Annotated in this window: 23 protein-coding genes, 1 rRNA gene and 1 pseudogene; 16 read left to right on the top strand and 9 right to left on the bottom strand. The window is 56.0% G+C overall.

The annotated features are described in order from the left end of the window. Positions 1-313 precede the first annotated feature (313 nt). From AC1RL4_RS08460 to AC1RL4_RS08430, 7 genes are all read left to right on the top strand, one after another. Positions 314-472: a hypothetical protein gene (locus AC1RL4_RS08460; protein ID WP_192230143.1), complete on the top strand. Its 159-nt coding sequence runs from the start codon at positions 314-316 to the stop codon at positions 470-472. Then, positions 469-753 carry a hypothetical protein gene (locus tag AC1RL4_RS08455; RefSeq protein WP_192230141.1) on the top strand — a complete coding sequence of 95 codons (285 nt, stop codon included), beginning with the start codon at positions 469-471 and terminating at the stop codon, positions 751-753. Before AC1RL4_RS08460 ends, AC1RL4_RS08455 begins: the two co-directional genes overlap by 4 nt. Further along, a complete protein-coding gene (locus tag AC1RL4_RS08450) occupies positions 750-1,022 on the top strand; it encodes a DUF3077 domain-containing protein (RefSeq protein WP_192230140.1) in 273 nt (90 codons plus the stop codon). The genes AC1RL4_RS08455 and AC1RL4_RS08450 overlap by 4 nt, the downstream gene beginning before the upstream one ends. Continuing rightward, a complete protein-coding gene (locus tag AC1RL4_RS08445; protein WP_493119463.1) occupies positions 1,019-3,925 on the top strand; it encodes a DUF927 domain-containing protein in 2,907 nt (968 codons plus the stop codon). Before AC1RL4_RS08450 ends, AC1RL4_RS08445 begins: the two co-directional genes overlap by 4 nt. 92 nt (positions 3,926-4,017) lie before the next feature. Next, the gene (locus AC1RL4_RS08440; RefSeq protein WP_192230136.1) at positions 4,018-4,962 is read left to right on the top strand and encodes a coiled-coil domain-containing protein; all 945 of its coding nucleotides are present in this window, start codon (positions 4,018-4,020) and stop codon (positions 4,960-4,962) included. After that, positions 4,925-5,119: a hypothetical protein gene (locus AC1RL4_RS08435; RefSeq protein WP_225609102.1), complete on the top strand. Its 195-nt coding sequence runs from the start codon at positions 4,925-4,927 to the stop codon at positions 5,117-5,119. Before AC1RL4_RS08440 ends, AC1RL4_RS08435 begins: the two co-directional genes overlap by 38 nt. Positions 5,120-5,185: 66 nt before the next feature. Beyond that, positions 5,186-5,551 (top strand): histone-like nucleoid-structuring protein, MvaT/MvaU family, encoded by a 366-nt coding sequence (locus tag AC1RL4_RS08430; protein ID WP_192230134.1) that lies wholly within the window; start codon positions 5,186-5,188, stop codon positions 5,549-5,551. Between the two features lie 159 nt (positions 5,552-5,710). On the opposite strand, the gene AC1RL4_RS08425 is transcribed toward AC1RL4_RS08430, so the two are convergent. Genes AC1RL4_RS08425 through AC1RL4_RS08410 form a run of 4 tightly spaced genes read right to left on the bottom strand, consistent with a single transcriptional unit; the run spans position 5,711 to position 11,040 of the window. Then, entirely contained in the window at positions 5,711-6,670 is a 960-nt protein-coding gene (locus AC1RL4_RS08425; RefSeq protein ID WP_192230132.1) for a hypothetical protein, read from the bottom strand. Further along, positions 6,660-8,735: an ORC-CDC6 family AAA ATPase gene (locus AC1RL4_RS08420; RefSeq protein ID WP_493119459.1), complete on the bottom strand. Its 2,076-nt coding sequence runs from the start codon at positions 8,733-8,735 to the stop codon at positions 6,660-6,662. The genes AC1RL4_RS08425 and AC1RL4_RS08420 overlap by 11 nt, the downstream gene beginning before the upstream one ends. 2 nt (positions 8,736-8,737) lie before the next feature. After that, on the bottom strand, positions 8,738-9,700 hold the full coding sequence (locus AC1RL4_RS08415; RefSeq protein ID WP_192230128.1) for a phosphoribosyltransferase-like protein: 963 nt from the start codon (positions 9,698-9,700) through the stop codon (positions 8,738-8,740). Further along, a complete protein-coding gene (locus AC1RL4_RS08410) occupies positions 9,700-11,040 on the bottom strand; it encodes a hypothetical protein (protein WP_493119457.1) in 1,341 nt (446 codons plus the stop codon). Before AC1RL4_RS08410 ends, AC1RL4_RS08415 begins: the two co-directional genes overlap by 1 nt. 1,000 nt (positions 11,041-12,040) lie before the next feature. On the opposite strand from AC1RL4_RS08410, the gene AC1RL4_RS08405 reads away from it, so the two are divergent. The 7 genes from AC1RL4_RS08405 (at position 12,041) to AC1RL4_RS08375 (ending at position 19,283) form a co-directional block, all read left to right on the top strand. Then, complete coding sequence (locus AC1RL4_RS08405; RefSeq protein WP_493119455.1) at positions 12,041-12,454, top strand: hypothetical protein; 414 nt, start codon at positions 12,041-12,043, stop codon at positions 12,452-12,454. A 266-nt stretch (positions 12,455-12,720) separates the two neighbouring features. Next, the gene (locus AC1RL4_RS08400; protein ID WP_019581637.1) at positions 12,721-13,050 is read left to right on the top strand and encodes a hypothetical protein; all 330 of its coding nucleotides are present in this window, start codon (positions 12,721-12,723) and stop codon (positions 13,048-13,050) included. Between the two features lie 147 nt (positions 13,051-13,197). Continuing rightward, positions 13,198-13,698 (top strand): DUF3916 domain-containing protein, encoded by a 501-nt coding sequence (locus AC1RL4_RS08395; protein ID WP_488169157.1) that lies wholly within the window; start codon positions 13,198-13,200, stop codon positions 13,696-13,698. A 446-nt stretch (positions 13,699-14,144) separates the two neighbouring features. Further along, positions 14,145-14,621 carry a formate dehydrogenase subunit gamma gene (locus AC1RL4_RS08390; RefSeq protein ID WP_018926718.1) on the top strand — a complete coding sequence of 159 codons (477 nt, stop codon included), beginning with the start codon at positions 14,145-14,147 and terminating at the stop codon, positions 14,619-14,621. Further along, positions 14,618-16,180: a formate dehydrogenase beta subunit gene (locus AC1RL4_RS08385; protein ID WP_230175200.1), complete on the top strand. Its 1,563-nt coding sequence runs from the start codon at positions 14,618-14,620 to the stop codon at positions 16,178-16,180. Before AC1RL4_RS08390 ends, AC1RL4_RS08385 begins: the two co-directional genes overlap by 4 nt. Then, positions 16,177-19,065: a formate dehydrogenase subunit alpha gene (gene fdhF, locus AC1RL4_RS08380; RefSeq protein ID WP_064616228.1), complete on the top strand. Its 2,889-nt coding sequence runs from the start codon at positions 16,177-16,179 to the stop codon at positions 19,063-19,065. The genes AC1RL4_RS08385 and fdhF overlap by 4 nt, the downstream gene beginning before the upstream one ends. Continuing rightward, complete coding sequence (locus tag AC1RL4_RS08375; RefSeq protein WP_019581641.1) at positions 19,062-19,283, top strand: formate dehydrogenase subunit delta; 222 nt, start codon at positions 19,062-19,064, stop codon at positions 19,281-19,283. The genes fdhF and AC1RL4_RS08375 overlap by 4 nt, the downstream gene beginning before the upstream one ends. A 109-nt stretch (positions 19,284-19,392) precedes the next feature. Here the strand turns inward: AC1RL4_RS08375 and AC1RL4_RS08370 are convergent, their stop codons facing one another. Together AC1RL4_RS08370 and AC1RL4_RS08365 are read right to left on the bottom strand one after the other, a co-directional pair. Next, complete coding sequence (locus AC1RL4_RS08370; RefSeq protein WP_028939510.1) at positions 19,393-20,745, bottom strand: ATP-binding protein; 1,353 nt, start codon at positions 20,743-20,745, stop codon at positions 19,393-19,395. Further along, positions 20,742-21,452 carry a response regulator gene (locus tag AC1RL4_RS08365; RefSeq protein WP_019581643.1) on the bottom strand — a complete coding sequence of 237 codons (711 nt, stop codon included), beginning with the start codon at positions 21,450-21,452 and terminating at the stop codon, positions 20,742-20,744. Before AC1RL4_RS08365 ends, AC1RL4_RS08370 begins: the two co-directional genes overlap by 4 nt. 165 nt (positions 21,453-21,617) lie before the next feature. On the opposite strand from AC1RL4_RS08365, the gene AC1RL4_RS08360 reads away from it, so the two are divergent. Both AC1RL4_RS08360 and AC1RL4_RS08355 read left to right on the top strand, forming a co-directional pair. Beyond that, the gene (locus tag AC1RL4_RS08360) at positions 21,618-22,409 is read left to right on the top strand and encodes an MlaA family lipoprotein (protein WP_019581644.1); all 792 of its coding nucleotides are present in this window, start codon (positions 21,618-21,620) and stop codon (positions 22,407-22,409) included. Next, the gene (locus AC1RL4_RS08355) at positions 22,399-22,662 is read left to right on the top strand and encodes a hypothetical protein (protein WP_019581645.1); all 264 of its coding nucleotides are present in this window, start codon (positions 22,399-22,401) and stop codon (positions 22,660-22,662) included. Before AC1RL4_RS08360 ends, AC1RL4_RS08355 begins: the two co-directional genes overlap by 11 nt. A gap of 118 nt (positions 22,663-22,780) precedes the next feature. Here the strand turns inward: AC1RL4_RS08355 and AC1RL4_RS08350 are convergent, their stop codons facing one another. The 3 genes and pseudogenes from AC1RL4_RS08350 to rrf form a co-directional block, all read right to left on the bottom strand. Then, positions 22,781-23,134, bottom strand: a complete 354-nt coding sequence (locus tag AC1RL4_RS08350; RefSeq protein WP_230175202.1) for a gamma-glutamylcyclotransferase family protein — start codon at positions 23,132-23,134, stop codon at positions 22,781-22,783. 13 nt (positions 23,135-23,147) lie between these two features. After that, a pseudogene (locus AC1RL4_RS08345) lies at positions 23,148-23,812 on the bottom strand (M24 family metallopeptidase). A 153-nt stretch (positions 23,813-23,965) separates the two neighbouring features. Next, a 5S ribosomal RNA gene (gene rrf, locus AC1RL4_RS08340) occupies positions 23,966-24,081 on the bottom strand. Between the last annotated feature and the right edge of the window lie 151 nt (positions 24,082-24,232).

Raw genomic sequence — 24,232 nt, 5'->3', positions numbered from 1 at the left:
TTTATGCCGCACCTGAAAATTCCGCAAGTCATCAACGCAGTTGCACTTTCCAAAAACGGACGTTACTCTTCCGCCGTCGCTGCAAACTCAGCGGCCGGGCTTGGTAACCCGTTGAACAATAGGCGCAACAGCGCCCATATCTCTTTTGCAGGCGCTTTTTTTACGCCCGCAATTTCGTTTTATGGCGGCTGTGCGTGGGAGACCTTCGGGTCTGCCGGGTTCCTATTGTCCCGGTTTACCAACCTGCGCACAGCTGCCACCCATTCGCTTGGTAACGAACGTGGCAGCTCCTCAACAATAGGAGCTTCGCCAGATGCACGCCCTCAATCCGTCCAAAATTCGCGCCGCTGCCCATCGTGCAATGGCTCTCGCCGCTTTACACGCCAATTCCAGCCTCGCTACACGCCTCTCCCGCTACAACAACCACATGGCCAAAGCTCGTGCGCTCGAAACCGCAGGCGGTGCCCAATGAACAACACCCTGCGCTGCGCCCTGCCTGAAGACCTATTGCGCGTCAGCTTGAACGCCGAAGCCGGTGTGCCCATCGACGCGATCACCTGCGCCATTGATCGCGCCGACTCGGTGCTGACGTTGCTAGAAGATCACTTCGAAAGTGAATCCTCGCGCCTCGCCAATCATGTGATCGCAGCCGTCCTTTGGGACGTACGCGGCACTCTCGGCCTGATCAAGACCCTCGCCTTGCACGGTGACACCACCTCCATTCCGGCTGCACAGAAAGGCGGTGCGCTATGACCACCTCCACCACCCGTGGTCACGCCACATTTACTCGCGTGAATGCCACCGATTTGAAGTTGTTCCGGGTCAATGCAGGAGTACCGGTCGAAGAGGCACTGGAGATGGTTTCCCTGCTGCAGCATCACGCCAACCAGCTCAACTTTGACGCCGCCATGAGCGATAACGGCGAGCGTTTCAGTTGGCCTGCTCTGTACCTTGGAGAGATGGCCAAAGCCCTGATCGATGACATCAACGATGCACTGTTTTTGTCGAGGGCTGACGCATGAGCCAACGCCCGAGCAACTCCGAGAAACGTCCCAGCTTCGCCGACGTGAAAACCGCCGCGCTGAAAGACATTGACCGTGTCTTGTCGCACTGGCTGCCAAATGGCAAGCGCGTGGACGGCGGCAAGGAATACACCGCCCCGAATCCGACCCGCAGCGATAAGCGAGCCGGTTCGCTCAAGATCAGTTTGAGCAAGGGCACGTGGGCCGACTTCGCCACCGGCGACAAGGGCGGTGACCTAATCGATCTGGTGCGCTATCTGGACGGCGGCACCGACGTCGAGGCCTGTAACAAACTGGCGGATCTGCTCAACGTATCGCCCGGTGCCGCCCAGGCGAAGCCAGCGCCCGCGAAGACAAAAGCACCTGAGTGGATTCCCATTCAGCCGATCCCGGCCGAGGCCATGAATAAGTGCCCGGCCAAGCATCGGCAACACGGCGCGCCGTCCAAGGTGTGGATCTACCGCGACGCGCAGGGCCAGGCGCTTATGGCGCTTTACCGCTTCGACCTCGCGCCGGATGAAGACGGCATACCGAAGAAAGTCTTTGCTCCCCTGACATGGTGTCAGCGCGCCGATGGCCAAACCACGCAATGGCGCTGGCAAGGTCTGCCCGATCCGCGTCCACTGCTGCGCCTTGACGAACTGACCCAGCGCGCTGACGCACCGGTTATTCTCTGCGAAGGCGAGAAAGCTGCCGACGCCGCCGCCGAACTGTTGCCCGGCTACGCGGCCACCTGCTGGCCGAACGGCTCCAACTCCTGGCACAAAGCCGACCTGACACCGCTCAAGGGTCGCGAAGTGCTGTTGTGGCCGGACAACGATGTCAGCGGCAAAGCCTGCATGGAAGCCGTGGCCGACAAGCTGCGCGAAATCGGCGCCGCCTCGGTCCGAATCATCGCGCTGGACGTGTTCAAACGTAAGCCCACACTGAAGAACGACCGCGCCGCCTTCGCCAAAGGTGGTCAATGGGTCGACGGTGACGATGCGGCCGATGCGCTCGCCAAAGGCTGGACGGCGGCGCACTTCGCCGAGCTGGAAAGCAGCGGAGAAATGTTCGGTTTGGGTGTCGAAAAGACGGAGCCTGAGCAGGCCGAGACCAAATCAGAACCGAAGACAAAAACCGCCGCCAAGCGCCCCGCAAAATCGAAAAACGACCTGATGCCCGGTGGCTTTCGCCTCACCTCCGAAGGCGTGTTTTATGCGGGCGACGACGGCGAGGCGCGGCCGGTGTGTTCGCCGCTGGAAATCCTGGCCCGCACCCGCGACGACAAAGGCCAGAACTGGGGCCTACTGGTCGAGTTCGACGATCCCGACGGCGCCAAGAAACGCTGGAATATCCCGGCGCGCACCATGACCGGCGACTTCGGCAAGGACGTACTCGGACCGTTGGTAGATATGGGACTGCGCCTCGCGGGCAGCCGCTCAGGACGCAACGCACGCAACGACCTGCAGAGTTACCTCGGCGGCTTCGACAGCGCGCAACGGGCACGACTGGTCACCCGCTTGGGCTGGCACGACAGCGCCTTTCTGCTGCCAGAGCAACAGGTCGGCGCACACAGCGAACACCTGCATTTTTACGAGGCGGGTTCTCAGCTTCCGCCAATCAGCGAAGCAGGCTCGCTTGAGCAGTGGCAGGACCAGATCGGTGCACTGTGCGTCGGCAATCATCGATTGGCGTTCGTCGTCGGCGTGGCCTTTGCTGGCCCGCTGCTGCACATGCTCGGCCATGAGTCGGGTGGCTTCCACTTGTACGGCGACAGTTCAGGCGGCAAGACCACGCACCTGCAAGTTGCTGCCTCGATCTACGGCGGACCGCGTCTGGTGCGTTCGTGGCGTTCCACCGACAACGCGCTCGAATCCATCGCCGCCGCGCATTCCGATGGGCTTCTGGTGCTGGATGAAATCGGCATGTGCGACCCGCGCATCATCGGCGAGACGGTGTACATGCTCGGCAACGGCACCGGCAAGGCACGCGCCAATGATCGAGGGCAAGCAGGCCGACAGGTACAGGAGTGGCGTCTGCTGTTCCTCTCCACCGGAGAGAAGACGCTGGCTCAGCACATGGCCGAAGCCAACAAGGAACTGAAAGCGGGCATGGAAGTACGCATGCTCGCCGTTCCGGCCGATGCGAGCAAAGGCCTCGGCATGTTCGATGCGTTGAACGGCTTTGAGGATGCGGCGTCACTCGCCGACGCGCTCAAGGCGCGGGTAGCGAAGTATTACGGCACTCCGCTCACCGCTTTCCTCACCGCGCTGTGCGAACCGGGCAAACGCCACGGTTGGTCCGCCATCCTGCGACGCACGCTGGAAGGGTTTATCGCCCAGTCGCTGCCGGCCTCGGCCAGCGGACAGGCACACCGTGCAGCCGCTCGTTTCGGCCTCGCGGCCGCAGCGGGTGAGCTGGCCACCGCGATGGGCATCACCGGCTGGCCCGATGGAACCGCCACCACCGCCGCTCGCGTGTGCCTCAACGCCTGGATGAACGAGCGTGGCGGCGCCGGAAACTTCGAAGGTGATGCGATCTTGGCGCGGCTGCGCCAGGTCATCGAGCGCTTCGGCGAAAGCCGTTTTACCCGCTGGGAATCGGCGGCGGCAAAGATCGACGAACACGGCCCGCGCACCATCGACCGCCTCGGCTTTCGCAAGACGCTGGAGCACGGCTTGGGCGACTCCTTGCACACCACCAACACCTATTACGTGCTGCCCGAAGCATGGCGCTCGGAGATCTTCCGGGGGATGAACATCAATGCTGTGAACAAAGAGCTGCTACAGCGCGGCGTTCTGGAGCCGGGAGGTGATGGCAAGGCGTCGAGTTTGATCCGATTACCCGGCCTAGGCACGCAACGCTGCTACGTCGTGAAAACGATTCCAGGAATGGATGAGAGCGAGGCTAGGGCTGCCTGAGGGCATCTCTGCTGATCGAGGTAGCGCCGGCTTATTCCGGCCTCGCCAGCCACTCAACCAACCCACAATCGAATTGAACAGAGACTAAACACATGAACGAAATTCAAGACCTTAAAGACCGTCGCAACCATCTGCTGAGCGAGGCCGACCAATTGCATGCCGAACTGCTGCCCCTTGAGGCGGTGCTGGAAAGTGAGGAAACCATCGAACCGACTCAGGAGCGCGAACTCCGCGACAGGTACAACGAGCTGAAACGGAATTTCGATTCGCGCAAAAACAACGCCGACCTTTTGGACAGGAAAATCAGTCGCCGCGAAAACCTCGCCAACTGCGATTCCCTGATGGCGGGGTACATCGAAGCGATGGATAACTGGACCGCTGATGAACAGGAGTTGAGGGAGAAGCGCCAAAGCCTCAGCACCCGCCTGGAGCAAATTCAGCAGCAGGCGGAAGAGGACATGGCAAAAGCTCGCCAGGCCGAAACGGACGCCGCCACGGCGTACGCACAGGCAGTCGCGTGGGGCGACACCGAAGGCGAGAAAACAGCCAATACTGATGCGCAAAAGGCTGCGAAGAACCTCACCGTGGCCACCGAGCACAATCGTCGCCAACACCTGATCATGACAGCTCTGGAGCAGGAGCTGGTCACCGTAGATAAATACATCGCTGAAGCACTGCTAAAGCATAAAGAAATAGAGCGCACTGCCCTGTTGCTATCGCAGACGGTACTTGAAGAACAGTGGAACGAGGCCGCAAAAACGTTGTTCGAGGTGGGCGGAAAGCTCTGGGCGAATTACAACTTGATTGGCCGTGACCAGATTGGACTTATGAAGCTTGCCGTTCCAGAGCAAGGCGAGAATTTTGGGAAGTGGACGTGGGAAGAGCTATCAGCTCGATCGCGCCAGTACCGCGCGCGGGACTTAATCGAGCTCGACGGCGTATCGACACCGCACCAACCTGAAGTCATGAGCAGTCTGGAACAACCCAAGGATGAACGTAATGAACAAACCAATACAGAACAGCGCGAGCTGGTCTGACACGCTTAAAACTCGGAAGGCCCATCTCAATGCGCTACTGAAGACCATCAACGCAGGGACGGGAAAATCCAGTCCGATACAAAAGCTAACCATCAACGCGATTAAATCGGAAATGGCGCATATTGAAAGCCAGCTGAATCGCCGGAAACAGCGCTGAACTTGTAACGAGCACTAACATCCAAATAAGCGAGCACGCATAACCGAACTAAAGAAGGGAAACAACATGTCCAAACTCGCAGAATACCGTCAGCTCGAAAAACACCTCGCTGAGCAGCTCCAGGCCCTGGAAGCACTGAAAGGTGATGATGGTCTGAAGAAAGAAATCGAGTTCGAAACCAAACTGCGCAAGCTGCTCGAACACTACGGGTTTAGCCTGAAACACATCATCAACATTCTGGAGCCGCACAGCACGGCGCGGCATCAAGCAGCAGCTCCGGCTGCCGGTAGACGCAAACCACGCGAACTCAAGGTCTACGAAAACCCGAATACTGGTGAGGTGATCGAAACCAAAGGTGGGAATCACAAGGCTTTGAAAGAGTGGAAAGCGAAACACGGAGCCAATGTCGTCGAAGGATGGCTGAAGAAGTAAATCTGCTTCGCCTGAAAAAGGGCCCATGCGGGGCCCTTTTTCGAAGTGACGCGGACACCCTCAGGACTACCAGATTAGCGCCCTCTTTCTTAAAAAAACCAGTGATGGCAGCCCCTGTAACTTTCATCAGAACCTCAGTACTGCCACCGCTAACTCATCTTAAATCGTCCATGCTGGTAGCTCTATTGAATATTTCCATATTTCCGCGGTACCTATAGATGTTTCTTGTTCATAGCCATTAGCAAAAGGAAATACTATGCTCGAAGCATTATTTTTTGCATAGAGGTAATATAAAGCAAAGCCTAGTGCTTGCGCCTTAGTGGAAAGAGGGCTCAAATACAAATTCGTGATGGGCTTTTTTAAAGACTCCGCCTGCACTACTTCGTGGATTCGCTCAGCGGTAGAGAATGGATCGTTGACGGGAGCATAATATCGTTGCTTGCCTCTCCCAGTCGGAAATGCTGCTTCTGGAGCCTTACTAGCCCGAACAACACTCTCCTGATACATATCTGCTCTAAGAGAAGGAAACCCCCACAATGTAACTATATTTGCGAAGTCTTTATGCTCAGCCACTTGCTTGAGCAGTTCGTGATCATAGCCAATACCGAGGAGCAGAATATCGTTTGAGCTTTCATTGTTTGGCTCACCTTCAAATCCGGCGATTGATCGAACTAGCGTTACGGGACCCGCAGAAAAATTGGTATCGTCTTTTTTCTGATATCGAACAGGTTCAGAATAAATTGCGTCAAATTTCAGAAGGCCATAATATTGTAGCAACTTGATCAGAAACAATAAGTGCGGCCGCATAAATCCGGTTATATCAATGCACAGTCGCTTGCCTGCCAGAGACTCAGCATACTTCTGAAAAAACTCGTTTAAAAACTCAGACTCTTCCATCTGCGACGAATAGAACACCTCTCCGCTTTCGGGGTACTCAGATTCGTTAAACTGGTATTGTGGAAAAATTAGCCATAGCTTTAGCGGCGCTTGACATTTATCGAAAACGACTCCAATTCGATCGCTCAAATTATATGCAGAAATGAATACATCATACTGGGCGTCGAGCGGCCAGCTTCCTTCTATGGGCAAGCGAGTTTTATAAAAGTAATCAAATCGCATCATCGTCACCAAAATTCAGTGAAAGAGTACCGTTGGTGGATAGCTCTTCCATATGTGGACGATTTAACTGAGCTCTCGACTTGCCAAAATTAGGAGCCTTCATACCTAAGGTTGCCTCGTTCAACTCCTTTTGAAAGCCTGAGCTGTCAAGCGTACCGAATATGGCTTCCGCTACGCTGTGGGGCAAGCGGACATCTCCGCGAACAGATACGGGTAGATCCCACTTCGGCGACAGCATAGGGTTGAGTTGATATTTTTCATCGACGCGCTTGGAGTTTGCGTTGGGACGGCCTTTAGGATGGCGGAAAATATATGACCAATTCTCTGCTCGTTTGAGATTGTATTTGGCGGCTTCTGACAGCTTAGACACATCCAAACTGAAGGCTAATGGAGATACCTCAACTGGTTTGGAGGAGAAGCGCACCTCGCGGAGATATTCGGCCAAACGTTCTACTGCACGCTGAACGTTAGGAACGTCCGCACCTGGCCTAGCGTCTTCGTCAAAGAAAAACCCGGCACTTTGTATGACAGCTTCGGCTTGAGTCAGGATTGGAATAGGCCCCTCTCGGAATGGGCGATCACCATTGAACGATGCCCATTTGTAAACATTTTGCAGTATTACCAACAGATTTCTTGGTACACAGGCTGACATCCTGACGAACGAGTCGAACCCAGCATACATTGGAGTCGGTGACTGTTTGTAATCTCGATATAACTGAGCCAACAAATCTATAGCGAAGTGCCCGTATAAAGTTTTGTGCCGACCGGGCTCTCCAGCAAGAAAACCTTTGCATTCTTCGGAAATTAATTCCGCTGACTTAATCAGGTCTTTTCCGCGATACCAGTCTTGGTAAAGCATGAAAATGTTAACTTTCTCAACCAGGGGATGCTCATAGATGCTGAGCAAAGAGATTATTCTTTTAGCGTCAGAAGCAGTTGCGACGGCATTATTTGTACCTTTCGAATGAAGCTGATCACGAAGCCTCTTAAAGTACGGGCGGTCGGATGACTTGGCTATTCCGACTAACTCTTTAGTGTGACTACGATAGTAGTCGTCCGAACTATACGCTTCAAAAAGACTCTGCAGTACCCCCTTAAGTTTTTGTTCACCCGGTTTGTTCGCGAAACCACCGTCCTCTAAACGCTTGGCGCACAACTCTCTTGAAAACTCTTTGAACGCTTCCCCTTTAGACCTCAGAATTTGATCCAAATACAACGCTTTAAACTCTGAACCTTCTTTGTTTTCTTCATCAGTACCGTAATTAGCAAGGGTCTTGATACCGTACAATCGAGCACCAAGCCTAAAGCTGCAGGGGTCCATTGAATGACGAATTAGCGTATTCAAAAACTTTTGTTGATCTTCGGTTAAGTTCTCAACTTCATCTACCAAATATATAAATCGAAGCTTCTCGAATATTTTTATTCGCTTCGTTACGAGCGCCGGCACGCCAAAGAGCAAAGACCCAGGACTTAGCAGTATATTTACATTGAGCGATCTAGTGAATACACAGTTATTTACACTCAGGTCGACAGCTTTCCGAAGTGAAACTATAAAATCCAAAAGACTAGTTAGGGTATCTGGTTCTTGGGTTGGCAGCTCGTCCAGCAGCAGCAACACATCGCCGACCAAGGAGTTGAGCTCAAGCATTAATTTGTGATCGAACTTTGATAAATCTATCAAGGTAAGTATCAAGTTCTCAACCAATCTTAGCTCAAAATAATAATTAAACAGCGTCCCCCATTTTTCTCCGTCCTGGCCTTTCCCGGAGAATTTCCCCGTATCTAGAGTGTTAGCACGGAGGAAAATCCCGATATAGCCTTCGCTTATCAGACCTTTTATCGAATTATCGGGAAATCGAAGTTTTTGCACGGGGTAGGAGCAATATCGCATCAGGTGGGTCTTACCGCTCCCCTTACCTCCGAGAATATGCATTGACGTAATCGAGGTTGGTTCGAGCAAAGCCTGTAGTTCTTGCCCTTTAAAATCAACCCAAAAATCTTTTATCTGGAGGTCGGAATAGTCAGCAGCCCGAATAAGATCAAATGGATTAGTATTATTTTCCACGATCACACTCCGTATTTTTTATCGAATCGTTTGAAAATCGGCACCCAAGAGGTTGATAGTGGATTATCGAACCACATAATTGGTAAAGAATTATCAGGGGTGTTGTGCAAGAATGAGAGTAGCAGCTGACCATTTTTATAGCCTAAAACATGATCGCTAGGGAGTAGCTTAGCGCCGTATCCAGCAGCGACATCTTGCGCACTTTGCTTGTCTAGACCATTGGGAAGGTTAGCAAATGCCCTTGCATTCGGTGAAAAACATTTAAATGTTTCATCCAATTCAAACACGCAAGAAACGTTATCCCCAAAGTATTCTGGTTTTCTTGCGGTCTTCAAACCTTTAGTCGTAGCAAATAAAGCGTAGTAGTGACATTCGACACCTGGAAAGCGGCGAATCTCTTCAAGTTTGTGCGAGAGATATTGTTCAATTTGCGAGCCAGATCCTAGCAAATCATCAATAAATACATACCGCTTTATACTTTTATCGTGCTGCGAAATTTGAATTTGCCCTTGACTGTCACGGGATAATTTAAAAATATCACCGCTATCAATAAACAAATCCTTCCCTAGATTATTTATCTGTCTGAAATAGTAAAGAAGATGAGGGCCACTTTCTGAAGGATTGCCTACCCCGACGAATCGGGTCTTGAGGCGCTCTTCTAAAAAAAGTGGCTCGATAATTCCGGGATCTAAAGTATCGTTATTAGCACGACGTATTTGAGATGTTATTGGGTGTCGGTATAGTGTCTGGTATACACACTTAAGCATCTCCCTAAGCAGATCAAGTCCAAAATAGTTAACTTGTGAAAGCAGGTGTAATGCGTGCAACTTCTCATTGCTTTCATCTTTGAACTGGCCATTAAAATTTTCTAGCCAGGCTTCAACATCGGGCCAAGTGAGGCGAGAGTCCCAAGCTTGCTGAGAAAGAATTTCAATCTTACGCTTTAGTATGTCTTTTAGTTCCATTAAATAATCTTCCTCAAAACCAAGACCCACTCACGAGTTATAAGGCTGGCGGTTTTGTTACGCTTGGTCATCAAACCTCTTGATTTGATCGAGTCGATCAGCTTCAGCCTTAGCTCCATACCCAAACTTTCACAAATCTCTAGCAAATAGTTTGAAGACATAAACTCATGCCCGCATACGATATTATTCCCAATCACCAAGACAAGTTGTCCGCCTGGCTTCAAAACTCTAAATACTTCTGTCAGAGCCTGTCGCATCTCGATCAAATAGGTGGAGGCGATAGATGCTCGCAGAGGGTTTACTTCGTATACGTTTTTTAAGATTTTATCAGCTTCTTTTATGCCGGTACTCGAAAAGCTCATGTATTTCTGCTTTGGTATGTGCTCTCTACCAATATTTTGGTCTTCAAGACCGCGAAGCTCGCAAGGCTTCGCAAACTCTAGCCAGCCTAAGTTAAGACTAGTCGCCCTAATGTACTTCTGCGCTCCCGCATACGGCGGAGAAGTTATCACTAGGTCTATAGAGCTAGAAGCTAAGGGCTGTCCCGACTCAACAACTAATCTGCGCGCATCTCTTCCCGCCAGGCAGGGTCTATGCGTGCCGCTGTCCATGGCGGACAATTCGCGCATGCGTTTTAGGTTTGATTCGAACTGTTCCGAGAAAAGATCAATTACGCTTGTAGACTTACGATCCCTTCGACCTGGATAGTCTTTGATTTTTACTGGGACGGATAATCGTGGATCCGCCAAACTGCTTTTTCTTGTAATCGATGAAAACGTGACCAGAAGAAAGTCTTTGATTATGCCATTAGGTTGATGGCCTATAGCTGCTTTAAGTCGACTAAGATGCTTGATGGTTTCAGGAGTGTACCAGTGCTCGATATTTACGATTTCAGGATGAGACCGAGTACGATTTTTTTTGAAGTCTGAAAGGCACTGTTTGAACGCCTCGTTAAGATTCTCTTCACTAACAAGGGTCGTCTTTGCTGAGGTTATCAAACGCGCTAATGGATTAGCATCAGCATAGAACGCTTCACGACCGGATAGCATTGCCTCTAACGCAACTGTTCCTGTACCTGAGAAAGGGTCAAGCACCCGACCTGCTAGGGGGCAGACCCGATCTGACGCCAAGAAGAAATGCGCAATATGCGGCAAGAGCTTCGCTGGGTAACTATGAATGTAGTGCGTCGCACGCTCTCCGACCTTCATCCATGGCACGAGCTCTCGGAAGGAGACCTCCTGAGCCTCTCCCGAATTGATGAAGTTGGCGAGTAAGCTGTCAAGGATGGCATCAGTGGAGAACGGATACCCCTTACCTCGCCACTGGACGAATTTATTCATTCCCGTTTGCTCTAGCGAAGCACTCAAAAGAAGCTGGCAAGGTTTTTTCCGTTTGTTTGATCGTTTGTAAAATACGCTTAGCAAGGCTCGATGTAGTCAGAGCCGCCATTTTGGAACGCATCCTATCATCGGTGAGGGTTGGACGCTCGGTCGTCACCTTATCAACGGCCGTTGGAGGTGAGCGCATATCGCTGATCGGAAGCCCCTAAAAAGTCGAGCTTTGTTCCTCTCTGCTGTCGACCGATATGTTACACCGATCCGCGTTGTTACACCGAATATCGGGATTGCTCCTGACCAGTGTTACTCATAATTTATCTTTTAAATTCAATGGGTTGAGACCACTTGTTACACCAGTAACACCTGTAACACGACATTTGTTAGGTATCTGCCCCCGCCCCCCATAATCAAAGCTCCCACCGCGATGAATACTCCAGCGAGAGCGGGGGCGGGGGCCCCTGAGGGAATATGCTCCCCACGGGGTCGGAAACCCGCGTGATCGTGTTAGCGGAAAAACGCCCAGCTTAGTGAACAGGTGAACCGGGTGAACTGCTGTTCACCAGTGCATTTGTACTATGGCTTGGGATGTCGCAGGGGACCCTGGGCATTCCGGATAGACACGGGGCAGAGAACCCGCCGGATCTCGTTAGTGGCTGGGTTTCAAAGTTTGTTGACTGGTTGACCGAGTTGACTGGGTCAACCGTTCATTATCATCAACACAATAGGGGACCGTTACTGTTCTGGTAACGATGCCCTTTTCGCTTCAAGATCCTTTCGATTTCAACGTTGAAATTTCAGTAAGCTGGTACGGCTGCCGCTACCACGATGTCGCGGGTTTCCGACCCCGTGCCTAATCAAATGTCTCAGGGGCCCCCGGCATTTCCGGTCGCCCTTGCACGCAATGGGGAAATGACTGCATTCTCCGCACGACCAGCACTGCACATGGCTGCACCGTCAGCAGCTAGGATGCATTCGCCTACCTTCAGTTAACAAGGACGTATCGATGGAACCCGTTATCGCCTTCTTACCAGAGCACGCAGACGAAATTCACATTCGCTCTACGCTCCATTTTGCGATCGAGGAAGCAAAAAAAAGCAAAAATCGGCTAACGGTTTACGTGAATGTTAAGAACAGCTGTCCCTTTCTTGAAGGGGTGTTTGATCGCGCTGATCTCAGCCGACTGCATCGAAATCAATCCATAGTGATCAGTGGGGTGGAGATCACTCTAGAGTCCACGGCTACTCTGGCCCCTTTCACCGCTCACGATGTGATCCTGGCTGTCCATGCATCAACGGCACTTCGCGCAGGAATAGACCGCATCAAAGAAAGGGGATCCTTTATACTGGTGGCCGATAAAGCAGACGTACCGGATGAATGGATCAACTCGCATCAGGTCAGGTTGCTCAAGGCGGAATGACTCTCTAGTAACTGCAAGCTTGTATCCCTGCTTGTATCCCTAGCCGCCGAATATCGCTGCAAGCCTTGTATTATATGGAACCCGACAGTCTCCCTCGGGCACCAAAATTAAGAAAGGTCTTGCTTAGCAAGGCCTTTTTTTTCGCCTGCAGAAAAGCCATTGCCCGCACCGCTGTCATGTGGGGTCTGCCGAGGGTTGCGATCTTTTGATCTTGCTTCTTCTCACGCACGTCCCGCACCGGTGGAACATTTCACAAGGATTCCCCCATGGAATTGCAGCTGGAAAGCGTCGCCCTCTTCTCCCTCAAACTGGCTTACGAGACGGAAGATTCAAGTCCGATTTTGCGTGACGATCTGGTCATGGGTGACTACCAGCGGGATGTGTTTGAGTTGCTGGTGCGGCGGGGGGATGTTGAGACCATTAAGGTCAAAGTGGCTGAATGCGTAGGTCTGGCGCTTGAGGCGATAGGTGGAGTTGGTACGGCGCTGGGTCGAGAACTAGATAGATTGTCGGTTGATTTCAGAGCTGCGCAGACGCTGGAGCACCTTGATGTTCCGCTTATTGCGCTTAAGGATTACTTGAAAGACATTCAGTGAGTGATCGGGTGGAAGCACGTTTGGTGCCCCTTTACACCGGGTGATACTGGATAGGGGTTTGGCTGATATAAAAATGGACCTGTCCACTTTTCCATTGCGCCGGCAGACAACAACGAAAGACTTTTTCGGCATCACAAGGACGTATCAATGCGACAAATCGCCCTTAGCAACAAGCCACTCAGAGGCATTCCCCGCCGCCTTCGCGCTCTGGAACGCTGGGCGTCCAGTTTTCGCAACGAGTTTCACCCGCGATCCGAGCACATGGAGCGCTACATACATTGGAAGATCCCGGTGCACGCGGCCCTGGTCCAAGGCCCTCAAGCCAGGATCGAAGTTCAGGCCTTCTGCATTCAGCAACTGCTCGAAGCCGCCAGCCACCTGTCCAAAGCTGCCGACCACTCACAGGGTTACTACCGGGTCGCCTGCCTGCTGGTGTGGCCATGGGTTCATCAGAGCGAGGTCACCCTCTTCTATGACCGAGATTACTATCTGGGTTTTCTCGGTGAAACCAACACGCTTAAACCAGAGCGGATCAGTGATGTTCTTGCCCTGCACGCTCCAGCGCATTTCATCGAGCACGGGCATGACGTAACTCAACCTGACGATGAGGTTGCAGTACAGTGGTGGTGCATCGGGGAACCGGCCTGATATGGAGAAAAGGAGCGTGAATGTTTATAGGGCTCTTGGTTTACAGCGCAATAAATCGACGCATCTGCTCCCTGAAATCCCCCACAGATCTGATGCTGTTTCTCACCCGTAATGCTTGCTATACATCCCCCATCGACAAGCCCTCAAAGCATTAAGCCAGTGCGTGAGCGCCCCACACCCCGCTCATCTAGACTTAAAGAATAGTCGTAGGCAGAACCAAACACGTCGCTTTGGTGCGGATGATTCAAAGGCGGCGTGGCAAGCTGCGTGATATGCCTGAAGAGGTGCGGCAAAGACCGCGCCGGGCACAACAAGATGCCCACTCAGGGTGCCCTGGCCAACGGCCTGAAAATGCCACGATACCGTGACGTGGTGTGAACGCCGCAGCCGACACTTTCGGACGACCGACAACCGCCTGGTTTGTCCGTGACCGTGAGGAATGCTGTATGTCTGATGAGATGTTGCACCTGCCTATGGTCAACAGCCTGCTGGAGCGCCACAAGGGTTTACCCGGCGCATTGTTGCCGATCCTTCATGAAATTCAGGAGGGCATCGGTTATATCCCCGATGCCGCCGTTCCCGAGATTGCCCACGCCCTCAACCTGAGTCAGGCCGAGGTTCGCGGGGTGATCAGCTTCTACCATGACTTCCGCACCGCGCCTCCGGCCCGGCATATCCTGCGTCTGTGCCGGGCCGAGTCCTGCCAGAGCCGCGGCGCCGAGCAGCTCGCGGCGCAATTGCGCGACCGCCTGCAACTGGACGACCACGGCAGCAGTGCCGACGGCAATATCAGTCTGCGCCCGGTGTATTGCCTCGGCGCCTGTGCCTGCTCGCCTGCCCTGGAGCTGGATGGTCAGGTGCATGCGCGGCTCACTGCCGAACGCCTGGATGCCCTGCTCAACGCTTGCCAGGAGGACGCATGATGCCGACGCTTTATCTGCCCTGTGATTCTCTTGCCCGTGCCGTAGGCGCCGATGAGGTGGCCGTGGCCCTGACCACTCAGGCCCGGGAGCGCGGTCTGTCGTTGGACTTGCAACGCACCAGCTCGCGCGGCCTGTACTGGCTGGAACCGCTGCTGGAAATGGACAGCCCGCAAGGTCGTATCGGCTTCGGCCCGCTGACCGCTGCCGATGTGCCGTCCGTGCTCGATGCGCTGCAAGGCGAGCCGTCCGCTCATCCGCTGGCCTTGGGGCTGGTGGAGGAGTTGTCTTATCTGAAAACCCAACAACGCCTGTTGTTCGCCCGCGCTGGTATTACCCGGCCGCTGTCCCTGGAGGATTACCGGGCTCACGGCGGCTTCGAGGGCTTGACCCAAGCCATCGCTCTGGGCGGCGAGCAGACCGCGACTGCAGTATTCGATTCGGGCCTGCGTGGCCGTGGCGGCGCGGCTTTCCCGGCCGGGATCAAATGGCGCACGGTGCGCGCCACCCAAGCGGCGCAGAAATACATTGTGTGTAACGCCGACGAAGGCGACTCCGGCACCTTTGCCGACCGCATGTTGATGGAAGGCGACCCCTTCCTGCTGATCGAAGGCATGGCCATTGCCGGCATCACCGTCGGCGCCACCTACGGCTACATCTATGTGCGCTCGGAATATCCACAAGCCGTGGCCACCCTGCGCGAGGCGCTGGACATCGCCCGGGCCGCCGGTTACCTCGGCGCCAATGTCGGTGGTAGCGGACAGGCCTTCGACATGGAAGTGCGTGTCGGTGCCGGCGCTTACATCTGCGGTGAGGAAACCGCGCTGCTGGACTCCCTCGAAGGCAAGCGCGGGATCGTCCGCACCAAGCCGCCGATCCCGGCCTTGCAGGGCCTGTTCGGCCTGCCGACCCTGGTGCACAACGTGCTGACGCTGGCCTCGGTGCCAATGATTATGGCCAAGGGCGCGCAGTTCTATCGCGATTACGGCATGGGCCGTTCCCTGGGCACCATGCCCTTCCAGCTGGCGGGCAATATTCGTCACGGCGGTCTGGTGGAACGGGCCTTTGGCCTGACCCTGCGGGAATTGGTGGAAGATTACGGTGGTGGTACCGCCAGTGGCCGGCCGCTGAAAGCCGCGCAGGTTGGCGGCCCTCTCGGCGCCTGGGTGCCGCCGTCGCAATTCGACACGCCGCTGGATTACGAAGCCTTCGCCGCCATCGGCGCAATGCTCGGTCACGGTGGTGTGGTGGTGGCTGACGACAGCCTGGACATGGCCCACATGGCGCGCTTCGCCATGCAGTTCTGCGCCGAGGAATCCTGTGGCAAATGCACCCCATGCCGCATCGGCTCGACCCGGGGCGTTGAGGTGATCGACCGCCTGCTGGCCGCACCTGACCAGAGCGGTCGCGATGAACAGGCAATCATCCTCAAGGACCTGTGCGACACAATGCAATACGGTTCGCTGTGCGCGTTGGGCGGCATGACCTCCTATCCGGTCGTCAGCGCCCTCAAGCACTTCCCCGCCGACTTCGGTCTGCAAGCCTCGGAGGCCGAGCAATGATCACTGTATTCGACCCGAAAACCGATATGGATCTGGGTACCCCGGCCCGCGAAAGCCAGGTGCAAGTCACCCTGAACATCGACGGCCAAAGCATCAGCGTGCCCGAAGGCACCTCGGTGATGCGCGCTGCGGCGATGCTGGGCACCACCATTCCCAAACTGTGCGCCACCGACAGCCTGGAAGCGTTCGGCTCCTGCCGCATGTGCCTGGTGGAGATCGACGGCATGCGCGGCTACCCCGCATCCTGCACCACGCCGGTCAGCGAAGGCATGACCGTGCACACCCAGACGCCGAAGCTCGCGACCCTGCGCCGCAATGTCATGGAGCTGTACATCTCCGATCACCCGCTGGATTGCCTGACCTGCTCGGCCAACGGCAACTGCGAGCTGCAAACCGTCGCCGGCCAGGTCGGCCTGCGGGAAGTGCGTTACGGCTATGAGGGCGAGAACCATCTGGACGACGTGAAGGACACGTCCAACCCGTACTTCGACTACGACCCGAGCAAATGCATCGTCTGCAACCGCTGCGTGCGCGCCTGCGAAGAAACCCAGGGTACGTTTGCCCTGACCATTACCGGGCGCGGGTTCGAATCCCGGGTCGCGGCCGCCGGTGGCGAGGACTTCCTCGACTCGGAATGCGTGTCCTGCGGTGCCTGCGTGCAAGCCTGCCCGACCGCGACCCTGATGGAAAAAAGTGTGGTCGAACTGGGTCAGCCCGAACATAGCGTCATCACCACCTGCGCCTATTGCGGTGTGGGCTGTTCGTTCCGCGCCGAGATGAAAGGCGACCAGTTGGTGCGCATGGTTCCGGACAAGAACGGCCAGGCCAACCACGGCCACTCCTGCGTCAAGGGGCGCTTTGCCTGGGGCTACGCGACTCACCCGGATCGCATCACCAAGCCGATGATCCGCAAGTCCATTAACGACCCTTGGCAGGAAGTCAGCTGGGATGAAGCGGTGACTTACGCCGCCAGCGAATTCCGCCGGTTGCAGCAAAAATACGGCCGCGATTCCATTGGTGGCATTACCTCCAGCCGCTGCACCAACGAAGAAACCTACCTGGTGCAAAAACTGGTGCGCGCCGCGTTCGGCAACAACAACGTCGACACCTGTGCGCGAGTCTGCCACTCACCGACCGGCTACGGCCTGAAACAAACCCTGGGCGAGTCCGCCGGCACGCAGAGTTTCGACTCGGTGATGCAGGCTGACGTGATCCTGGTGATGGGTGCCAACCCCAGCGACGCTCACCCGGTGTTCGCCTCCCAGCTCAAGCGCCGTCTGCGTGAAGGCGCGCGACTGATCGTCATAGACCCACGCCGTATTGACCTGGTGGACACGGTGCATGCCCGCGCCGAACTGCACCTGGCCCTGCGTCCGGGCACCAACGTCGCCATGCTCAACGCCCTGGCCCACGTCATCGTCACCGAAGGCTTGCTCAACCAGGCCTTTATCGACGCCCGTTGCGAGGGCAACGATTTCGCCCACTGGAAAGAGTTCGTCAGCCGTGCGGAAAACTCGCCGGAAGCCCTTGGCCCTGTCTGCGGCGTAGAACCTGCCGACATCCGTGCCGCTGCACGCTTGTATGCCACCGGCGGTAACGCGGCGATCTACTACGGCCTGGGCGTCACCGAGCACAGCCAGGGCAGTACCGCGGTCATGGGCATTGCCAACCTGGCCATGGCCACCGGCAACATCGGTCGCGAAGGTGTGGGCGTGAACCCGTTACGTGGGCAGAACAACGTTCAGGGCTCCTGCGACATGGGCTCCTTCCCCCACGAACTGCCCGGTTACCGTCACGTCTCCAACGAGGTGGTACGGACGCAGTTCGAACAGGCCTGGAACGTCACCCTGCAACCCGATCCGGGCCTGCGCATTCCCAACATGTTCGAGTCTGCACTGGCCGGCAGCTTCAAGGGCCTGTACTGCCAGGGCGAAGACATCGCCCAGAGCGACCCCAACACCCAACACGTCACCGCGGCGCTGTCGGCCATGGAATGCATCGTGGTGCAGGACATTTTCCTCAACGAAACCGCCAAGTTCGCCCATGTGTTCCTACCGGGCGCCTCGTTCCTGGAAAAAGACGGCACCTTCACCAACGCCGAGCGGCGCATCTCCCGGGTACGCAAGGTCATGGAGCCTCTGGGCGGCAAGGCCGACTGGGAAGGCACCGTGGCCCTGGCTAACGCCCTGGGCTATCCGATGAACTACAAGCATCCGTCGGAAATCATGGATGAAATCGCCAGCCTGACGCCGACCTTCACCAACGTCAGCTACGCCGCACTGGATAGTCACGGCAGCCTGCAATGGCCATGCAACGCCGCGGCACCGGACGGCACGCCAACCATGCACATTGAGGAATTCGTGCGTGGCAAGGGGCGCTTCATGCTCACCGGCTACGTGCCGACCGAGGAGAAGGTCAACAGTCGCTATCCGCTACTACTGACCACCGGGCGCATCCTCAGCCAGTACAACGTCGGCGCCCAGACCCGCCGCACTGAAAACGTCGCCTGGCACGACGAAGACCGCCTGGAAATCCACCCGACCGACGCCGAGAGCCGTGGGATCAACGAAGGCGATTGGGTCGGCATCGGCAGCCGCGCCGGCCAGACCGTACTGCGGGCACGAGTCACCGAGCGGGTTGCCCCAGGCGTGGTGTACACCACCTTCCACTTCCCTGAGTCGGGTGCCAACGTGATCACCACCGACAACTCCGACTGGGCGACCAACTGTCCGGAGTACAAGGTCACCGCCGTGGAGGTCAGCCGCGTCTATCACCCTTCCGAGTGGCAAAAACGCTATCAGGCATTCAGCGACGAACAACAACGCCTGCTCAACGAACGTCGCCATGAACGTAGCGCCGGGACAAAAGCCGAGGTACGCCGATGAGTACGGAAAACCTGATCAAGATGGTCAACCAGATCGCCCAATACTTTGCCAGCGAACCGGATCAGCAACAGGCCGTGCTCGGCGTGCGCAATCATCTGCAGATGTACTGGACGCCCGGCATGCGCAAGGAGTTGCTGGCCTGGCAGACGGCGCATCAGGGAGCAGACTTGCACCCGCTGGCGCAGGCAGCGGTCAGTGGGGCGGGCTGGGAGGCTTAGGTTTACACGATCCTTGGGGAAGATTGCCCCTTGGCCTGTTGGCTGAAAACTGTGGCGAGGGAGCAAGCTCCCTCGCCACATGTGAGCATGTGTTGCGAGTCTTTCGGGACTAATGCACCGGCAACACCACCAACGCCTCCAAACCGCCCATCGACCGATTACTCAGGGTCAGCTCACCTCCGTGTTCCAGCACAATCGCTCGCGCCGCCGATAACCCCAAACCAACACCCCCGGTGCTTTTGTTGCGCGAGCCTTCCATGCGAAAGAACGGTGCGAACACTTGTTCAAGGCAGGCATCTGGAATACCCGGTCCACGGTCCAGTATTTTGATCCGCACCTCTCCAGTACCGGGAATCAGTTCAATCTCCGGCTCACTACCGTACTTGATGGCGTTATCAAGCAAGTTAGTGATCACCCGTTTGAGCCCCAACGGTCGACCGAAATACACCAGCCGCAGCGGCCCGCTGAAGGCAATCTCAATACGCTGATCACGGTAATCATCGAGCAGGGTTTGCAGCAGTTCCGCCAGATCAAACTGGGTGGCCGGTTCAAGCCTGGCGTCGTCGCGGAAGAACTCCAGTGCCGAGTGGATCATCGCCTGCATTTCATCCACGTCACGAAACAGCCGCTGCTGTTGCTCGGTATCTTCGATGAACTCGCCACGCAGGCGCATCCGCGTCAGAGGGGCGCGCAGGTCGTGAGAGATGGCGGCAAGCATTTGCGTGCGGTCGCGAATGAAGTGCTGCAACTGGGCCTGCATGGCATTGAACGCGAGAATAGCCTGACGGATTTCGTGGGGACCGAGTGGTTCGATCGGCGGTGCGCGGAAGTCCACGCCGAAGCGGCGGGCGCCTTCGGCAAAGCGCTGCAAAGGTGTGGCGAGGCGTCGGGTGGCGATCAGCGCGACCAGGGCGGTGGAGATCAGCACCAGCAGGATCACGATCAGATAGCGTGGCGTTTCGTCGAGCCCCCAACTGCGCGAGGGCGCGGAGAACATCAGCCACGATGCGTCGGACAACTCGATCAGCAGCGCGTAATGTGCGTCCGCCGTGTGCTCCTTCCAGTCGGCCGGTTCATAGGCTTCGATGCGCCGGTCAGGGGCTCTGAGCATCGGCTGCAGGATGCTCGAACCGATGTCGGACTTCGGATCTTCCACTGTCGGCAGATTGAGATCGTGCCGATCAGGGTGCCAAGTGATTGTGAAGCCGCTCTCGTTGGCGGCTTGCGCCAATGAGGGACGCAGAGGCGCCGGAGCGGCCTCGATGACGCGGGTGATGGCGGCGGCTTTTTCCAGCAGGCCGATTTCGGTCAGCGGCGGACGCGCCCACACGCCGGCCAGTTGGATAAACAACCCGTTGAGCGCCAGTGAAATGAGCATGGCCAGAATGATCGTCAACGCAATCCAGCGCGCCACCGTATCTTGCGGCCAGTCTCGGGCGCGAATCCGCTTCAGCCAGCTCATCGCCGCGTCACGCTGGGTGTGAACAGGTAACCACCATTGCGCACTGTGCGAATCATTGCCGGGCGCTTGGTATCGGACTCGAGTTTGCGTCGCAAGCGGCTGACTTGAACGTCGATGCTGCGATCGAACGCCTCATGGCAATGCCCGCGCGCCAGGTCCAGCAACTGCTCGCGGGTGAGAATGCGCTGCGGGTGCTCGACGAAGACCAGCAGCAAGTCAAACTCACCGGCCGATAGCGGGATCATCACGTTGTCCGGCGAGCGCAACTCACGGCGAGTGACGTCCAGGTGCCAGTCAGCGAAATCAATCAGCGGCCGTGGCCTGTCCTGCGGCACCGGACGACGCTCGTCCACACGCCGCAGCACGGCGCGCACTCTGGCCAGCAGTTCACGGGCGTCGAAGGGTTTGGTCAGGTAATCATCGGCGCCCAGCTCCAGCCCGACCACCCGGTCACTGAGCTCGCCCATGGCCGTGAGCATGATCACCGGCATTGCATATCGAATCCGCAGTTGCTGACACAGGATCAGCCCGCTGTCGCCGGGCAACATCACGTCCAGAATGATCAGGTCCGGTGCCTGGCGCTCTATGGCCGCCCACAGCGACGCACCGTCTGTGGCGACCTCGACACTGTAGCTGTGCTGCACGAAGAATTTTTTCAGTAGATCGAGGACTTCAAGGTCGTCGTCCACAATTAAAAGGCTGTTCACCGAAGGTCACTTAAGGGGGCGAATGGAACCGCCATCTAAAACCATTCACGGCAGCGCGTCATATATTTCAATCTTGCAACAAAACGTCATCGCCGCAATAAACCAGACATCTTCGCGCAAGGCATGGGGCTCAGTATCTCGGCGAATTCCTCCCGAGACTCATCCATGTTGCCTTTCAAGTGTGCTCCCTGGCTGGCCCGTAATACTTCGATTGCTGTGCTGACCGCAGGGTTGACGGGGTGCAGCAGCCAACCGCTGTCTACCACCAACGTGAGCTGCGCCGACGTCGCCTATTCGGTGTACGATCCGGCGGAACCACTCAATCGCGGGGTCTTCGCGTTTAACCGGGTGCTCGATGACTACGCTCTGGCGCCGGTCGCTCGCGGCTATCGTTACATGCCGGACTTTTTCCAGACCGGTGTGCATAACTTTGTAGCGAACTTCGGCGAGCCCAAGGTCTTTATCAATGACCTGCTGCAAGGCAACCCGATGCGCTCGGTCAATACCATGGGGCGTTTCGTGCTCAACACCACAGTCGGGGTGGTGGGCTTGATCGACGTTTCCGGCATGGCCGGTATCCCGCGTCACAATGCGGACTTCGGCCAGACCTTCGGCGTGTGGGGCATCGGCAACGGTCCGATCGTCGAGCTGCCATTGCTCGGAACCTCCAACAGTCGCGACGCCGCCGGCCGCGTGCTCGACTTTGTGGTCGATCCGTTCGGCAGTAACAGCGATACCGTGGACACGCTGTCCACTATCAGCACTGTCGGCGGCATCGTCGATGGTCGGGCAGAAGCCTTACCGTTGACCGACAGCCTGCAAAAACTGCCGGACTACTACGGCGCTCTGCGTAACGTGGTTGCCGAGCGTCGTGCCGCTTACGTAGCCGATGGCAAACAAGGCTCGTCAGAGCACACCACCCCACAGTGCACAGGAGCAGCGGCCGATGGGTTCTGAAAGCAATAGCCTGACTCTGCAGAAACGGGTAATCCAGCAAGATCCGGCCAATCTGCATTGTCGGGAAATCACCCTGCGCCTGTCAGCGGACTGCCGCCAACTGGTGCTCAGTCGCTACACCGAACACTACGGCCAGGCGGTGGTGCGCTGGATCGAGCGTAGCCATACGGTGTCAGTAGCCGAACTGTTGCGCTGGCTCGTGGCCAATGGTGAGGTGGAGGTCACGCGAGCTGATAGTCAGTCACTGTCTTGATTTCAGGGGGATGATACGGAGGATGGTAGTCTTCCGGTCGTCATCCCCTGCGAAGCCTACAGCGAAACTGAGACAAATCTGTCTGCCCTCGCATAGTTACTGCCGCCCTTACCAGCAATCAGGCTCGCACATAGACCCAAGCGCTGATGCCGGACTTGAGGGTCACACTGATGCGTTTGTAGTCCGCCACCTCGTATTCGTCGGCCGCGACCAGCTCTTGGGCCGTGATTTCGAAAACAGTGCCGGCGATCTCGTCCGACACGTCGCCACTCTCCTGCACGATCGGATGATGGGTTTTCCCACTAGCGGCCAACACCGCCGGATCGATTATCTCGACCAGGTTCTGCTTGTAACCTGGCAGGCTGTCCAGGCGCCCTTTCAACTCGCGCCCGAAGGTGGACAGCTGAACGGCCCGGTCCTGCAAAGTACCGTAGGAGAACAGCAGAACCGGTTGCCCTGTTTGGTTTGGCATGAGGTTTCCTCGATCAGATAAGCAAGTCTTCGTAGAACGCTCCGAAAGGGCGTTCAGGGTGGGCGATCTGGATTTCCAGAATCCACAGGCCGTTTGTCGGGCACTTGTCTAAATCCCCGAGGTCGCCACCACGGTGAATCGCATGAGGGAAATCGCTGACTCTATGGCCTTTGATGTCGAGGTTGAGCTTCCATCCCATGGCTTGCGCCTGGTCAGCCGCATAGCGGTAAAGCTCCATGCCGGAAACCCGCTCGCTACGCCAAAAGCCTTCGACCCGATTGAAAAGCTCCCGAGAGGCCGCAGCACAGGCGATCATTTCCGGGTCGGAACCGGTGGTGAAAGTCGCCCCTGCATCACCTTCGTGCCCTTGCCAGACCGCGCCCATGTCGACGAAAAAATATCTTCGTCACCCAGCACAGGATCGCCATCGGAGCGCTGTTTGAACGTCTTGAGCGTATTGGCGCCAAAGCGGATCAGCAGCGGGTGCCAGATGCGATCCATGCCAAGTTCCGACAGAACCTGTTTACCCAGTGACTGGGCTTTGGACTCGCGCATGCCGGGAGAAACAACCCGGGCAATCTGTTCGATGGCCTTCCAGGTCATCTGCTGCGCATGGCGCATCGTTTCCAGCGTGTAACGCTCGCCTACTGCTTCTTTACCGCTCAGAGCCGTTGTCATCGATCATTCCTTTTGTACGAATTCTCGCTGTATATTTTTATATATTGCGATACTCGATAAAAAAGATATAGCCATGATCCAGGCTAAAGAAACTTTCCTGCGGGCAAAACAAAACCCCTACCTGCATACGCAGATAGGGGTTTCGGAATTTAATCTTGACGATGACCTACTCTCACATGGGGAAACCCCACACTACCATCGGCGATGCATCGTTTCACTTCTGAGTTCGGGATGGGATCAGGTGGTTCCAATGCTCTATGGTCGTCAAGAAATTCGGGTACCGAACCGTCTTTCGACGCTTCAGCAAATTGGGTATGCGATAGTTTGTGCGGCTTTTGTGAATGGTGCGAACTTTCGGTTCATTGCGTCTTCACACACCGCAATCTGGCTTTTAAGCGCAAATTGCTTGGGTGTTATATG

This window comes from Pseudomonas sp. GW822-FHT07A10, from assembly GCF_058798795.1.
The sequence above is the reverse complement of the archived record's forward strand: the minus strand, read 5'-3'. Positions and strand labels throughout refer to the sequence as shown.